The 12,874-nt window shown below is 65.4% G+C and carries 14 protein-coding genes; 9 read left to right on the forward strand and 5 right to left on the reverse strand.

The window, feature by feature from the left end:
- Positions 1–20: 20 nt before the first annotated feature.
- Both purE and OQZ28_RS08215 read left to right on the forward strand, forming a co-directional pair.
- Positions 21–530 carry a 5-(carboxyamino)imidazole ribonucleotide mutase gene (purE, locus tag OQZ28_RS08210; RefSeq protein ID WP_275100946.1) on the forward strand — a complete coding sequence of 170 codons (510 nt, stop codon included), beginning with the start codon at positions 21–23 and terminating at the stop codon, positions 528–530.
- Positions 527–1,687 (forward strand): 5-(carboxyamino)imidazole ribonucleotide synthase, encoded by a 1,161-nt coding sequence (locus tag OQZ28_RS08215; RefSeq protein WP_458135781.1) that lies wholly within the window; start codon positions 527–529, stop codon positions 1,685–1,687. The genes purE and OQZ28_RS08215 overlap by 4 nt, the downstream gene beginning before the upstream one ends.
- Positions 1,688–1,779: 92 nt before the next feature.
- Here OQZ28_RS08215 and OQZ28_RS08220 read toward each other — a convergent pair whose 3' ends face one another.
- Positions 1,780–2,451, reverse strand: coding sequence for a JAB domain-containing protein (locus OQZ28_RS08220; protein WP_458135782.1), 672 nt, complete (start codon positions 2,449–2,451; stop codon positions 1,780–1,782).
- 83 nt (positions 2,452–2,534) lie between these two features.
- On the opposite strand from OQZ28_RS08220, the gene OQZ28_RS08225 reads away from it, so the two are divergent.
- Entirely contained in the window at positions 2,535–3,227 is a 693-nt protein-coding gene (locus OQZ28_RS08225; protein ID WP_458135783.1) for an HAD hydrolase-like protein, read from the forward strand.
- Here the strand turns inward: OQZ28_RS08225 and OQZ28_RS08230 are convergent.
- Positions 3,224–3,919 carry a JAB domain-containing protein gene (locus tag OQZ28_RS08230; protein WP_458135784.1) on the reverse strand — a complete coding sequence of 232 codons (696 nt, stop codon included), beginning with the start codon at positions 3,917–3,919 and terminating at the stop codon, positions 3,224–3,226. The genes OQZ28_RS08225 and OQZ28_RS08230 overlap by 4 nt on opposite strands.
- 63 nt (positions 3,920–3,982) lie before the next feature.
- Here OQZ28_RS08230 and OQZ28_RS08235 point away from each other — a divergent pair, with 63 nt between their 5' ends.
- The 6 genes from OQZ28_RS08235 (at position 3,983) to OQZ28_RS08260 (ending at position 11,004) form a co-directional block, all read left to right on the forward strand.
- Complete coding sequence (locus OQZ28_RS08235) at positions 3,983–6,196, forward strand: ATP-dependent helicase (protein ID WP_458135785.1); 2,214 nt, start codon at positions 3,983–3,985, stop codon at positions 6,194–6,196.
- Positions 6,197–7,099: a 50S ribosomal protein L11 methyltransferase gene (locus tag OQZ28_RS08240; RefSeq protein ID WP_458135786.1), complete on the forward strand. Its 903-nt coding sequence runs from the start codon at positions 6,197–6,199 to the stop codon at positions 7,097–7,099.
- A complete protein-coding gene (locus tag OQZ28_RS08245) occupies positions 7,092–7,610 on the forward strand; it encodes an N-acetyltransferase family protein (protein ID WP_458135787.1) in 519 nt (172 codons plus the stop codon). Before OQZ28_RS08240 ends, OQZ28_RS08245 begins: the two co-directional genes overlap by 8 nt.
- Before the next feature lie 26 nt (positions 7,611–7,636).
- Entirely contained in the window at positions 7,637–9,409 is a 1,773-nt protein-coding gene (locus OQZ28_RS08250) for a M24 family metallopeptidase (protein WP_458135788.1), read from the forward strand.
- Between the two features lie 173 nt (positions 9,410–9,582).
- Complete coding sequence (locus tag OQZ28_RS08255; RefSeq protein ID WP_110566483.1) at positions 9,583–10,611, forward strand: isocitrate/isopropylmalate dehydrogenase family protein; 1,029 nt, start codon at positions 9,583–9,585, stop codon at positions 10,609–10,611.
- A gap of 132 nt (positions 10,612–10,743) precedes the next feature.
- The gene (locus OQZ28_RS08260) at positions 10,744–11,004 is read left to right on the forward strand and encodes a MafI family immunity protein (RefSeq protein ID WP_458135789.1); all 261 of its coding nucleotides are present in this window, start codon (positions 10,744–10,746) and stop codon (positions 11,002–11,004) included.
- A 65-nt stretch (positions 11,005–11,069) separates the two neighbouring features.
- On the opposite strand, the gene uraH is transcribed toward OQZ28_RS08260, so the two are convergent.
- From uraH to puuE, 3 genes are read right to left on the reverse strand one after another with little or no spacing between them, the layout of a single operon-like run.
- Entirely contained in the window at positions 11,070–11,426 is a 357-nt protein-coding gene (uraH, locus tag OQZ28_RS08265) for a hydroxyisourate hydrolase (protein ID WP_130729995.1), read from the reverse strand.
- Entirely contained in the window at positions 11,423–11,950 is a 528-nt protein-coding gene (uraD, locus tag OQZ28_RS08270) for a 2-oxo-4-hydroxy-4-carboxy-5-ureidoimidazoline decarboxylase (RefSeq protein WP_130729996.1), read from the reverse strand. The genes uraH and uraD overlap by 4 nt, the downstream gene beginning before the upstream one ends.
- A complete protein-coding gene (gene puuE / locus OQZ28_RS08275) occupies positions 11,947–12,858 on the reverse strand; it encodes an allantoinase PuuE (RefSeq protein ID WP_130729997.1) in 912 nt (303 codons plus the stop codon). The genes uraD and puuE overlap by 4 nt, the downstream gene beginning before the upstream one ends.
- Positions 12,859–12,874 lie beyond the last annotated feature (16 nt).

The raw sequence follows: 12,874 nt of genomic DNA on the forward strand, positions 1-12,874 counted from the left end.
TGACGAGAGTATTTCAAACCGTGAGCCACCCTTCCCCCGCCTCTTCCGCCTCCCCCCGCGTGGGGATCATCATGGGCAGCCAGTCCGACTGGGAAACCATGCGCCACGCCACCGCCGTGCTGGAAAAGCTTGATGTTGCGCATGAGGTGCGCATCGTCTCCGCCCACCGCACGCCCGACCGGCTGGCGGAATATGCAAAAGCCGCGCAGGGGCGCGGGCTTTCGGTCATCATCGCGGGCGCGGGTGGAGCGGCCCACCTGCCGGGCATGTGCGCGGCCTGGACGGCGCTGCCGGTGCTGGGGGTTCCGGTCGAATCGCATGCGCTCAAGGGCATGGACAGCCTGCTTTCCATCGTGCAGATGCCCGGCGGCATCCCCGTGGGCACGCTGGCCATTGGCAAGGCGGGGGCGACCAACGCCGCCCTGATGGCGGCTGCCATCCTCGCTTTGTCCGACCCGGCGCTGGGCGCGCGGCTGGCAGCGTGGCGCGCGGCCCAGACGGCGGCCGTGGCGGATGAGCCGACCCGATGAGCATGCTGCCCCCCGGTTCCGTTCTGGGCATTGTGGGCAGTGGCCAGCTTGGCCGCATGTCCGCCATTGCCGCTGCACGCCTTGGCTACCGCGCCCATATCCTGACCACCGAGGCCGATGGCCCGGCAGCCCAGGTGGCGCATGCCGTGACCTTTGGCGCCTATGATGACCATGATGCCCTGCGCCGCTTTGCCGGTGCGGTAGATGTCATCACTTTCGAGTTCGAGAACATCAGCGCCGACGGGCTGGACCTGCTCTCGAGCCTGCGGCCGGTTCACCCGGCGGGCGCGATCCTGCGAATCAGCCAGGACCGCATTGCCGAGAAAAGCTTCATGGGCGAGCACGGCATTCCCGTCGCCCCCTGGCACGCGGTTGAAAGCCAGGCCGACCTTGACCGCGCGGCGGACGTGCTGGGCTATCCCTTCATCCTCAAGACCACGCGGCTGGGCTATGACGGCAAGGGGCAGGCCCGCATTCACAGCGCGGCCGACCTCGACCATGCCTTCGATACGCTACGCCCCCACCCGCTGGTGGCCGAAGGCATGATCCGCTTCGCCTGCGAGGTGAGCGTGATGGTGGCCCGCAACGAACGCGGCGATGTCAGCACCTTTGACGTGACCGAGAACCGCCACCGCAACGGCATTCTCGACATCAGCCTGGCCCCCGCCCGCATCAGCCCAGACCTTGCGGCGCAGGCCCGTGACCTGGCCCGGCGCATTGCCACGGCCCTTGGCCTTGTGGGGCTGCTGGGCGTGGAGATGTTCGTGGACCATGACGGCAGCCTGCGCGTGAACGAAATCGCGCCCCGCCCGCACAATTCCGGCCACTGGACCATGAATGCCTGCCCGGTGGACCAGTTCGAGATGCATGTGCGCGCTGTCACCGGCCTGCCCCTGCCACCTGCCACCCGCCATAGCGACGCGGTGATGAAAAACCTGATCGGCCCCGATGACATGGCGCTGTGGCCCGACATCATGGCCACCCCGCACCTGCTGGCCCACCATTACGGCAAGGCCGAGGCCCGGCCGGGGCGCAAGATGGGGCATGTAAACGTGATCTTTCCGCTCGGCAGCCTGCCCGGTGAGTTTGGCGTTGAAGCCGCCCTTGGCCCACTGGCAACGCCCGTGAACCCAAAAGACGACGCGGCTGGCACATAGAAGTTTCTGGTGAAGCTTTTTGCAAAAAGCTTCAAAAAACGCCGCCTTATTAAAAAAGGCGGCACCCAGAACTTTATCCCGACCGCAATTGCTCAGGCAATCAGCCCCATGGCGCGAAAGCTGTGGGTGCGCCCGTTGCCCACGATAATATGGTCATGCACCACAACGCCCATCAGCTTGCCGATCTGGGCAATGCGCATGGTCATCTCGATATCGGCGCCCGACGGTTCGGGGCGGCCTGCGGGGTGGTTATGGGCCAGCACCAGCTTTTCGGCGCCCAGTTGCAGGGCGCGGCGCATGATCTCGCGCGGGTAGACGGGGGAATGGTTGACCGTGCCGGTGCCCATCAGGTCATCGGCCAGCAGGTGGCATGCCCCATCAAGGAACAGCACGCGGAACTGCTCGACCACCTCATGGCCCATGCAGGCCTGCAGGTAGGCCTCCAGCCCCCTGCGGCCCGCAAGCACATCCGTGCGCCGCACCCGGCTCCGATACAGCCTGAGTGCCGCCTCGCGCGCCACCGCCAGCAGCGGCGGCACGAGGGCCTCGCGCCCCGCCACTTCATCAAGCCCACCCACATGCGCCGACAGCGCCATGCCCGCCGAGCCAAAACGGGCCAGAAGGCTGGCTGCCAGCCGGTCAGGGGCGGGATGCGCCGTATCAAGCGTGCGGATGAGGCGATGCAGGAAGGCATGGTCCTGCGCGCGGCTGATGCTGCCGCCAAGCGGCACCGATGCGGGGGCGGGTGGCTTATGGTCGGACAAAACGGCCCTTCCCCAACAATTGCAGGACAGAACGCGCCGCCATGGTGCATGATGGCGACAAAATAAGGAGGTTATGAACCTGCATGCGTCTTCATCAGTCCCATACCGTACTTTTTGACCTTGATGGCACCATCATCCGCTCGCGTGATGGCATTGTCGAATCCATCCATGCCGTGCTGCGCGACCTCGGGCATGAGCCCGACCTGTCGATGGACCTGAGCTGGGTGGTCGGGCCGCCGCTCGAGGAACTGATCGGCCACATCCTGGCCCAGTATGGCGATGACCGGGTGCAGGAGGCAATGGCGCTGTACCGCAGGCACTACGAATCGGCAGGCATGCACAAGAGTCCGGTTTTCGAGCATATGCGCGAGGTGATCGAGACCCTCTCGGCAGAAGGCGTACGGCTGTTCGTGGCGACCTCCAAGCCGCGCTACCTGGCACGCAAGATCCTGCACATGCGGGGGCTGGTGCAGTATTTTGATGGCCTGTCCGGCGCGCGCGAGGATGAAAGCGGAGCCGAAAAGCCCGAACTGATCGCCGCCGTGCTGCGCGAATACGCAGTCAACCGCGAGGACGCGCTGATGATTGGCGACCGCCGCTTTGACATCAGCGGTGCACATGCCAACCACGTGCGCGCGCTGGGCGTGCTGTGGGGCTACGGCACGCGCGAGGAACTGGTGCAGGCCGGTGCGGATGCGCTGGTCAGCCAGCCTGCCGAACTGCTGGCCGCCATCCGCCAGCAATTCGCGGCAGCCGAGGCCCATCCCCACACCTAGTGCTCCATCAGCGCCCGCATGCTCACCACCTGCCCCGCCCCGCGCAGCAGGCAGTCCTGAAACATCAGGCCGAGCAGGCGGGCATGGGCATGCAGCATGCGCAGGAAGCGCAGTTCGGGCAGGCTTTGTGGCGGTGGCGGCGCGTGCTGGCCCATGTCGCGCACCGCAATGAGCGAGACCGCATGCAGTTCCAGCGCACGGGCCAGCACCGTGCGGCACTGCGCGGGGGCCAGGCCTGCGGGCACGACCTCATCGGCCAGCATGTGGCGGGCTGAATCAAGGTAGAACAGCCGCATGCCATCAGGCTCGGTGGCAGGCAGGCGGTCGCAGTAATCGAGCAGCACCGCCATGTCGGTAAACACGACCTGTCCGCGCAGGTCGGCATGGGCCAGGCGCTGCGCCACCTCGCCCGGCACGCCCATCACCGCTACCCCGCGCGGCCCCAGCCCTGCGGCCCGCAGGGCGGCAGGGGTTGCCTCAAGCACCGCCTCGAGGCTGCCAAACGTGGCCAGCAGCGCCTTGGCCTGCGGCTTGGTGTCGCGCCGGGGGGTTGATGCGAACAGCAGCACCTCCAGCAGTTCGTAATCGGCCAGGGAGTGCGCGCCCGCCACGCGAATGCGCTGGCGCATGCGTGCCCTGTGGCCGCCGGGGCCCACCCGTGCCGGTGTTTTTGCGGGTTTTGTTTCTGTCATGACCCCTCCCCACGTCCGATAGCATTGGTGCGCACTGACTGGATTGGTATAGAAGAAAGCGTGATGGACAGCCTTATCCCTACCGGCAACGCGCCGGAATACCTCAACCGCCTCAACCCCGAGCAGCGTGACGCGATCGAGACAACCGATGGCCCGCTGCTGGTCCTTGCCGGCGCGGGCACGGGCAAGACGCGGGTGCTGACCACGCGGTTCGCGCATATCCTGCTCTCGGGCCGGGCGCGGCCCAACCAGATCCTGGCCGTGACCTTTACCAACAAGGCCGCGCGCGAAATGCGCGAGCGCGTGAGCGCGCTGCTGGGCGAGCCGGCGGAGGGACTGTGGCTGGGCACCTTCCACGCGCTATGCGCGCGCATGCTGCGCCGCCATGCGGAATATGTGGGGCTTACCAGCAGCTTCACCATCCTTGATACCGATGACCAGTTGCGCCTGCTCAAGCAGGTGCTCGAGCCCTACCGTATCGACACCAAGCGCTGGCCGCCACAGGCGATCATGGGCGTGATCCAGCGATGGAAGGATCGCGGCCTCGTGCCCGACGCCATCACGGCCGCCGAGGACACGGATTTCGCCAACGGTCGCTGCGCCGAGATCTATACCGACTATCAAAACCGGCTGAAGCAGATCAACGCCTGCGACTTTGGCGACCTGATGCTGCACATGACGGAAATCCTGCGCAAACACCCTGCCGTGCTGGAGCAGTATCACCGCTACTTCCGCTACATCCTGGTTGATGAATATCAGGACACCAACACCATCCAGTACCTGTGGCTGCGCCTGCTGGCCCACAGGGAAGGCCAGCCGTCCAACATCTGCTGCGTGGGTGATGATGACCAGTCCATCTACTCATGGCGCGGGGCGGAGGTGGAGAACATCCTGCGCTTCGAGCGCGACTTCCCCGGTGCGCGCGTGGTGCGGCTTGAGCGTAATTACCGCTCCACCCGCCAGATCCTTGGCGCGGCCTCGGGCCTGATCGCCCATAACGAGGAACGCCTTGGCAAGACGCTGCACCCCGGCCGCGAGGATGCGGAAGGCGAGAAGGTGCGTGTGATTGCCGTGCAGGACTCCGATGACGAGGCCCGCATGGTCGGCGCCGAGATCGAACGCCTGCGCGCCGATGGCCACGCCATGAGCGAGATCGCCATCCTCGTGCGCGCGGGCTTCCAGACCCGCGCGTTCGAGGAACGGCTGATCACCCTTGGCCTGCCCTACCGCGTGGTGGGCGGCCTGCGCTTTTATGAGCGCGCCGAAATCCGCGACGCCATTGCCTATATGCGCGTGGTCAGCCAGCCCTCCGATGACCTGGCGTTCGAGCGCATCATCAACGTGCCGCGCCGGGGCGTGGGGGCAACGGGGCTGCAGAAGCTGCACATGCACGCCCGCGAGCGCCAGGTACCGCTGACCGCCGCCGTGCTGGAAATGCTCGCCACCGGCGAGATCAGGGGCCGGGCGAAGGAGCAGCTCACCGCACTGATGCAGGCGCTGGCCACCGCGCGCGAGCAGGCCGGTCGCGAGGGGCATGTCGTGGCCATCGACCACCTGCTTGATGAAAGCGGGTATGTCGAGATGTGGAAGGCCGACAAGTCACCCGACGCGCCGGGCCGGATCGAGAACCTCAAGGAACTGGTGCGCTCGCTGGCCGACTATGAAAACCTTGGCGGGTTTCTCGAACATGTCGCCCTCGTCATGGATACCGAGGCGAAGGCGGGCGATGACAGCATGAGCATCATGACGCTGCATGGCGCCAAGGGGCTGGAATTCGACACCGTGTTCCTGCCGGGATGGGAGGAAGGGGTGTTCCCCTCCCAGCGCACGCTTGATGAAGGCGGGCTGAAAGGGCTGGAGGAGGAACGCCGCCTGGCCTATGTGGGCATTACGCGCGCGCGCAGGCTGGCCATCATCAGCCATGCCGCCAACCGGCTCATCTATGGCAGCTGGCAGTCCGCCATTCCCAGCCGGTTTGTAGAAGAACTCCCCGCCGAGCACATTGAAAGCCGGGGCGACAGCGCCAACAGCCGCCGCAATTTTCTCGGCCGCCCCGCCGTGTTCGGCTCATCCCCCTTCCCGCTCGTGGCGGCGCGCAGGGTGCATGATGTCACCCCTGCCGCCGCCGCCACGCCGGGCATGAAGGTGGGGGTGCGTGTGTTCCACCAGAAATTCGGCTACGGCACGATTACCTCGGTCGAGGGAAACCGGCTGGAAGTCGCGTTTGAAAAAGCAGGCCCCAAGCGGGTGATCGATAAATTTGTTGAGCAGGTATAGATGAGCCTTTCCCCCCGGCGTCACGCCACCGAACTTGAAACCATATCGGTCACTGTTCCGCCCGATGCGGTCGAGGCCTATGAATCCGCCCTCGCCACCGTGTGCGCCACCATCGGCATCTTCGAACTTGATGACAGCCAGACCCTGTGGCGCGTGGAAGGGGTGAAGGACACCGGCAGCGGCGAGGACGAGCTGCGCGCGGCCCTGATCCTCGCCGCCCTGACCAGCGGCGTGGATGCCGAACTCGAGCGCAGCCACACCGAGGCCGAAGGCTGGCTGGCCCGCACGTATGAATCCTTCCCCGAGCAGCTTGCGGGCAAGCGCTTCGCCATTCGCGGCACCCACCTTGAGGATGCGCCCAACCCGCAGCGCATTACCATAACACTCGATGCGGGCGTGGCCTTCGGCTCGGGCGAGCACGGCTCCACGCGCGGCTGCCTGCGCGCACTCGAGATGGTGGCCTACCGCAAGCCCCGGCGCATCCTCGACCTTGGCTGCGGCTCGGGCATCCTGGCCATGGCGGCGGCGGCACTCCTGCACCAGCCGGTGCTGGCCACCGATATCGACCCGTGGTCGGTGCGGGTGACCAGGCGCAACGCCGCCATGAACGGGCTGGCCAACTTGGTTGACTGCCATCTGGGCAATGGCTGGTCCACGCCCGCCATCCGCCACCATGCGCCCTATGACCTTGTGTTCGCCAACATCCTCGCCCGCCCGCTATGCAGCATGGCCGCCGACCTCGCGCTCAACCTGATGCCCGGTGGCACCGCCATCCTGGCAGGCCTGCTCAACACGCAGGTGCGCATGGTGCTGGCCGCCCACAGACGCCACGGGCTGGTGCTCGAGCGCCACCTGCGCGAGGGAGACTGGGGCACGCTGATCCTGCGCAAACCCCATGGCTGACACGCCTGCCCTCCTGATCCGCGATGCGATGGATGATGACATCCCGGCCATTGTCGAGATCGTCAACCACGCCATCCGCAACAGCACCTCGATGTGGGAAACGCAGGAAACCACGCTCGAGGCCCGGCTGGAGTGGCTGCACACCAGCCAGGCCAGCGGCTTTCCCGTGCTGGTGGCGCAGATGCCCGATGGCAATGTCGCGGGCTACAGTAGCTGGAAGATGTTCCGCCCGTTTTCAGGCTACCGCCATACGGTGGAGCATTCGCTCTACATCGCGCCCGCATACAAGCGCCAGGGCATTGGCAGCGCCCTGCTGCAGGCCTTGTGCGAGCGGGCGAAGGCGGCGGACGTGCATGTGATGATCGCGGGCATTACCTCGACCAACATCGCCTCGCGCAAGCTGCATGAGCGCTTTGGCTTCCAGCATGGGGGCCTGCTGCCTGAATGCGGCACCAAATATGGCCGCTGGATGGACCTTTTGTTCCTGTACCGCATCATGTCGCCGGTGTGAGTTCCAACCCCATCAAGGATACGCCCATGTCGCCTGCTCCGAACCGCCCCGATGCCCTGCGCGCCGCCCTGAGCCGGATGGGCGTGGACGGCTTCATCCTGCCGCGTGGCGATGAGCATCTGGGCGAATATGTCGCCCCCTGCGCGGAACGGCTGGCCTGGCTCACCGGCTTTACCGGCAGCGCGGGGCTGGCGGCCATCCTGCCCGACCGCGCTGCCGTGTTCTCCGACGGGCGCTACATTACCCAGATGGACCAGCAGGTTAATGGCACGATGTGGGAGCGGCTGCACATTACCCGGACCCCGCCCGCAGGCTGGCTGGCGCAGCATGGGGCTAGCCTGCGCATCGGCTACGACCCGCGCCTGATTGCCGAGAGCGCGCTGCGTCCGTTCAGTGATGCCGGACTGACGCTCGTGCCACTGGCCCACAACCCGGTGGACCAGATCTGGACCGACCGCCCTGCTGCCCCCTGCACGCCCTGCGTGCCCCAGCCCGAGGCCTGGGCCGGGCAGGCAAGTGCGACCAAGCGCGAAGCCATTGCCGCCAGCCTGCGTGCCGCGGGCGAGCACGCGCTGGTGCTGAGCGACCCGGCCTCGATTGCATGGCTGCTCAACATTCGTGGCACCGACGTGCCCTACACCCCGCTCAGCCTGAGCTTTGCCATCATGCGTGATGACGGGCGGGTGACGCTGTTCATCAACCCCGCCAAGGTAGCACGGCAGACACATGACTGGCTGGGTGCCGACGTGACCCTGCTGCCGCCATCAGCACTGGAGGAGGGCCTGCGCGCCCTCGCCCCGGCCCGCGTGCAGGTGGACCCCGCCCGCAACGCGATATGGTTCATGCAGGTACTCGAGGAGGCTGGGGCCACGGTCATCCGCAAGGATGATCCGTGCCAGTTGCCCAAGGCCATCAAGAACCCGACCGAGCAGGACGGCAGCAGGCGTGCCCACCTGCTTGATGGCGTGGCCATCTGCCGCTTCCTGCACTGGCTGGATGACAATGCGGCCCGCACCACGGAACTGGACGCGGCACAGCAGCTCGATGCCTTCCGCAAGGAGTGCCCGGATTACCGCGAGGAGAGCTTTCCCGCCATCTCCGGCGCGGGACCGAACGGGGCCATCATCCACTACCGCGTCACCCCCGAAAGCAACCGCGCATTGCACGCCAACGAGGTCTACCTGATTGATAGCGGCGGGCAGTACCCCTTTGGCACCACCGACATCACCCGCACCATATGGACCGGGCCGGGCATGCCCGATACAGATGTGCGCGATGCCTTTACCCGCGTGCTGCGCGGGCATATCGCCCTTGCCCGCGCGCGCTTCCCCACCGGTGTGACCGGGCATGCGCTCGATGCGCTGGCCCGCCATGCCCTGTGGGAGGGCGGGCTGAATTACGATCACGGCACCGGGCACGGCATTGGCAGCTACCTGTCGGTGCATGAGGGACCGGCCACGATCTCGCCCGTGTTCCGGCCTGTAGCACTGCATGCGGGCATGATCCTGTCCAACGAGCCGGGCTATTACCGCCCCGGCGCGTTTGGCATCCGGCTTGAAAACCTGCATCTGGTCCAGCCCAGCACCGTGGGCGAGGCCGGCCGGTCATTCATGGAATTCGAGGTGCTGACCTTGGCCCCCTTTGACAGGCGGCTGATCGATGCGGCGAGCCTGTCAGCCGCCGAAACGACGTGGCTCGATACCTATCATGCACGGGTTTTTGAAAGCATCGCACCGCATCTGCAAACTCCGGCGCGCACATGGCTTGCGGCGGCCTGCGCACCGCTGCACGCCGGATAATGTGACTGTAAAACCGCCAGCCCGGCCCCGTGGCCCGATTGTCACGCCGGACTGGGGGGCCTAGGACTTTTAACCAGTTCCGACGGGGCACCCGGCAACGAACCGGGTCCGCCAAGCCGGTGCGCATGCTGAAACGCTTTTCAGTAGCAAGCACTAAAGGGAGACGTTCGAGAATGTCCGCAGAAAAAACAATTCCCGCTACCCTGATTCCCGGTGATGGAATCGGGCCTGAAATTGTCGACTCCGTTGTCGAGATCCTTGATACGGTTGGCGCCCCCTTCAAATGGGAAAAGGCGCTTGGTGGCGTTTCCGCCCTTGAGGCGACCGGCAGCCCGCTGCCCAAGGAGACGATCGAGAGCATCCGCCGCACCGGCCTTGCGCTGAAAGGCCCGCTGACCACGCCCGTCGGTGGTGGCTTCAAGTCCATCAACGTAACACTGCGCCAGGAGTTCGGCCTGTTCGCGAATGTGCGCCCCACAAAAACGATCGTGCCGGGCGGCCGCTTCGAGAACATCAACCTCGTCATCTTCCGCGAGAACCTCGAGGGCTATTACGCCGCACTCGAAAACTACATTCCCGTTGGTGATGACCCGCATGCCATCGCCACCAGCGCAGGCTACACCTCGCGCGCGGAATGCAACCGCATCGTGCGCTATGCCTTTGAATACGCGGTCAAGAACAACCGCAAGCGCGTGACGCTGGTGCACAAGGCCAACATCCTCAAGCTGCTGACCGGCCTGTTCCTTGAAGAAGGCCGCAAGGTCGCCAAGGAATATGAGGGCCGCGTGGAAGTGAACGAGCGCATCGTTGACGCCTGCGCCATGCAGCTCGTGACCGATCCTTGGCAGTATGACTGCATTGTCACCACCAACCTGTTTGGTGACATCCTGTCCGACCTGACCGCCGGCCTGGTTGGCGGGCTTGGCCTCGCACCGGGTGCGAATATTGGCGAGAAGGCCGCCGTGTTCGAGGCCGTTCATGGCTCGGCTCCCGACATTGCAGGCCAGAACAAGGCCAACCCGACCTCGCTGCTGCTTGCTGCCAACATGATGCTGCAGCATGTGGGCCGCCAGGACCTGGCCACCCGTATCGACAAGGCCATCGAGAAGGTCATCTCCTCTGGCGCCGTGCGCACCGGCGACCTTGGTGGCAAGGCCAGCACGACCGACCTGACGGCGGCGCTGAAGCAGGCTGTTTCCTGATCCTGCCATGGCCTGCGGCGGGGCAACCTGCCGCGGGTACATGCAAAAAGGGCCGTGGCATGACCGCCACGGCCCTTTTTTGATGATGGAATGGAGGCAGCATGACGGATATCAGGAAAGACATCCGGGCCTTTGGCCACCTTTTTGCAGGGCGGATGCCAGAGGAAAAAACGCCTGTCCGCCCTGGAATATGTCGATTTCAATGAATGCCCGCTGGCCTTCGGGATATTATGCGATCACCTGTGTGATGAGACTGTGCCCCTGTCTGTCAGGGAACTCGCGCAGATCGTGGCGCTCAAGGCCCGGCTGCCCAATGGCGGCGTTGGTGCACTGAGCCTGATCTATCTGGCCAGACTGGTTGTCGATACGCCCACCGCGCCCCCGCCGCGCTGAGGCACGGTGAGGCGTTATGTCCTTTGAAGCTTTTTGAAAAAAGCTTCACCAGAAACGTCTGGTTTTCAGCTACCGCGATAGGTCGAGAAGCCGAACGGCGAGGCCAGGAGCGGCACGTGGTAATGACCGCCCCTGCCATCGGCCCCCGCTGCCGCCATGCCGAATGCAATCGGCACCACGTCAAGGAAAGGCGGCTCGGACAAGGCTGCGCCCTGCGCGCGAAAATAGGCGGCTACGGCAAATTCCAGCCGGTAGGCACCGGGGCGCATCTCGCCCATCTGCTCGCCCAGTTCAGGGCAGCGGCCATCGGCATTGGTCACGCCACGGAACAGGCAGTCCTGCCCCGCCCACAGGCTGATGGCCATGCCAGCAGCAGGCCTGCCCGATACGAGGTCAAGCACATGGGTGGAAAGCGTGCTCATAGGTCATGCTCCAGGCGTTCGAGCACATCGGCCAGGCGGAGTGCTGCGATCTTGTTGATCTCGGCCAGTGCGGTCTGCTGTTCGGCCTCGGGCGTGTTTTCCAGCCGGCTGCGCAGCCCGTTCAGGATGGCCTGCTTGTCCGAGCGTCGCACACAGATGATGAACGGCATGCCGAATTTGGCCGCATAGGCCTCATTGAGCGCGCGGAAGCTGGAAAACTCATCCGGCGTCAGCCGGTCCAGCCCGGCGGAAGCCTGTTCCGCAGCCGAGGCCGAGGTGAGCGTGGGGTCCACCCCCATGCGCTGTGCCAGTTCAGGATGGGCGCGGATGAGGGCCATCTTTTCGGCCTCATCCGCCTGTTCCAGCACCAGCGCCATGGCGGCCAGCATGGCTTCGTGCCCACTGAAGGGCGCATGCCCATGGGCGCGCTGGGCCACCCATGGCGAATGCTCGTAAATCGGGCCAAACAGCTCGACAAACCGCACGGCGGAGAGTGAATTCACCCGGTCAAAGATGCGGTTCATGCCGGGTGCGTCTCCAGCCAGTGACGGGCAATGTCCAGACGGGTGGCGACCCAGACCTTCTCGCGCTGGGCGATATAGTCGAGGAAGCGCGCTACCGCCCGCGCACGACCGGGGCGACCCGCCACGCGGCAGTGCAGGCCGACGGACATCATGCGCGGCCTGTCCGCCCCTTCCTCGTACAGTTCATCAAACGTGTCGCGCAGGTAGTTGAAGAACTGCTCGCCCTCGGTAAAGCCGTTCAGCGCCACGAAGCGCATGTCATTCACATCGAGCGTATAGGGCACGATCAGCTGCGCCCGGCCGGAACTGCGGTCGTAGTAGGGCAGGTCATCGGCATAGGAATCGGCGTCGTACACAAAGCCGCCCTCCTCCGCCACGATGCGGGCGGTGTTGGGGCTGGTGCGGCCCTGGTACCAGCCCAGCGGGCGCGAGCCGGTCAGCTTTTCATGCAGCGCGATGCATTCAAGAATGTGGGCACGCTCCACCGCCTCGGGCACGTGCTGGTAGTCGATCCAGCGCAGCCCGTGGGAGGCGATTTCCCACCCGGCATCCTTCATTGCGGCAACCGCTGCGGGGTTGCGCGCCATGGCGGCGGCCACGGCAAACACCGTGAGCGGCTGCTTGCGCTGCGTAAAGATGCGGTGCAGCCGCCAGAACCCGGCACGCGAACCGTATTCATACAGGCTTTCCATCGCAATGGCGCGGGCGCCGGGAATGGACTGCGCCCCCACCATCTCGGACAGGAATGCCTCCGACCCACGATCACCATGGAGAACCGAATTCTCGGCCCCCTCCTCGTAATTGATGACGAACTGGACCGCGATCCGCGCCCCGCCAGGCCATTTTGCATCTGGCGGGTTGCCCGCATAACCAACCATGTCGCGCGGATAGGCACCTGTATCAGACATTACGCCGTGGTCTCCT

The organism is Komagataeibacter sp. NFXK3, assembly GCF_054182245.1.

Bases quoted from the DNA above. Each gene is read 5' to 3' on its own strand.
- uraH (WP_130729995.1), bottom strand. From the start codon at position 11,426: ATGAGCACGCTTTCCACCCATGTGCTTGACCTCGTATCGGGCAGGCCT.
- OQZ28_RS08215 (WP_458135781.1), top strand. From the start codon at position 527: ATGAGCATGCTGCCCCCCGGTTCCGTTCTGGGCATTGTGGGCAGTGGC.
- OQZ28_RS08225 (WP_458135783.1), top strand. From the start codon at position 2,535: ATGCGTCTTCATCAGTCCCATACCGTACTTTTTGACCTTGATGGCACC.
- OQZ28_RS08255 (WP_110566483.1), top strand. From the start codon at position 9,583: ATGTCCGCAGAAAAAACAATTCCCGCTACCCTGATTCCCGGTGATGGA.
- uraD (WP_130729996.1), bottom strand. From the start codon at position 11,950: ATGAACCGCATCTTTGACCGGGTGAATTCACTCTCCGCCGTGCGGTTT.
- OQZ28_RS08240 (WP_458135786.1), top strand. From the start codon at position 6,197: ATGAGCCTTTCCCCCCGGCGTCACGCCACCGAACTTGAAACCATATCG.
- OQZ28_RS08250 (WP_458135788.1), top strand. From the start codon at position 7,637: ATGTCGCCTGCTCCGAACCGCCCCGATGCCCTGCGCGCCGCCCTGAGC.
- OQZ28_RS08230 (WP_458135784.1), bottom strand. From the start codon at position 3,919: ATGACAGAAACAAAACCCGCAAAAACACCGGCACGGGTGGGCCCCGGC.
- puuE (WP_130729997.1), bottom strand. From the start codon at position 12,858: ATGTCTGATACAGGTGCCTATCCGCGCGACATGGTTGGTTATGCGGGC.
- OQZ28_RS08235 (WP_458135785.1), top strand. From the start codon at position 3,983: ATGGACAGCCTTATCCCTACCGGCAACGCGCCGGAATACCTCAACCGC.
- OQZ28_RS08245 (WP_458135787.1), top strand. From the start codon at position 7,092: ATGGCTGACACGCCTGCCCTCCTGATCCGCGATGCGATGGATGATGAC.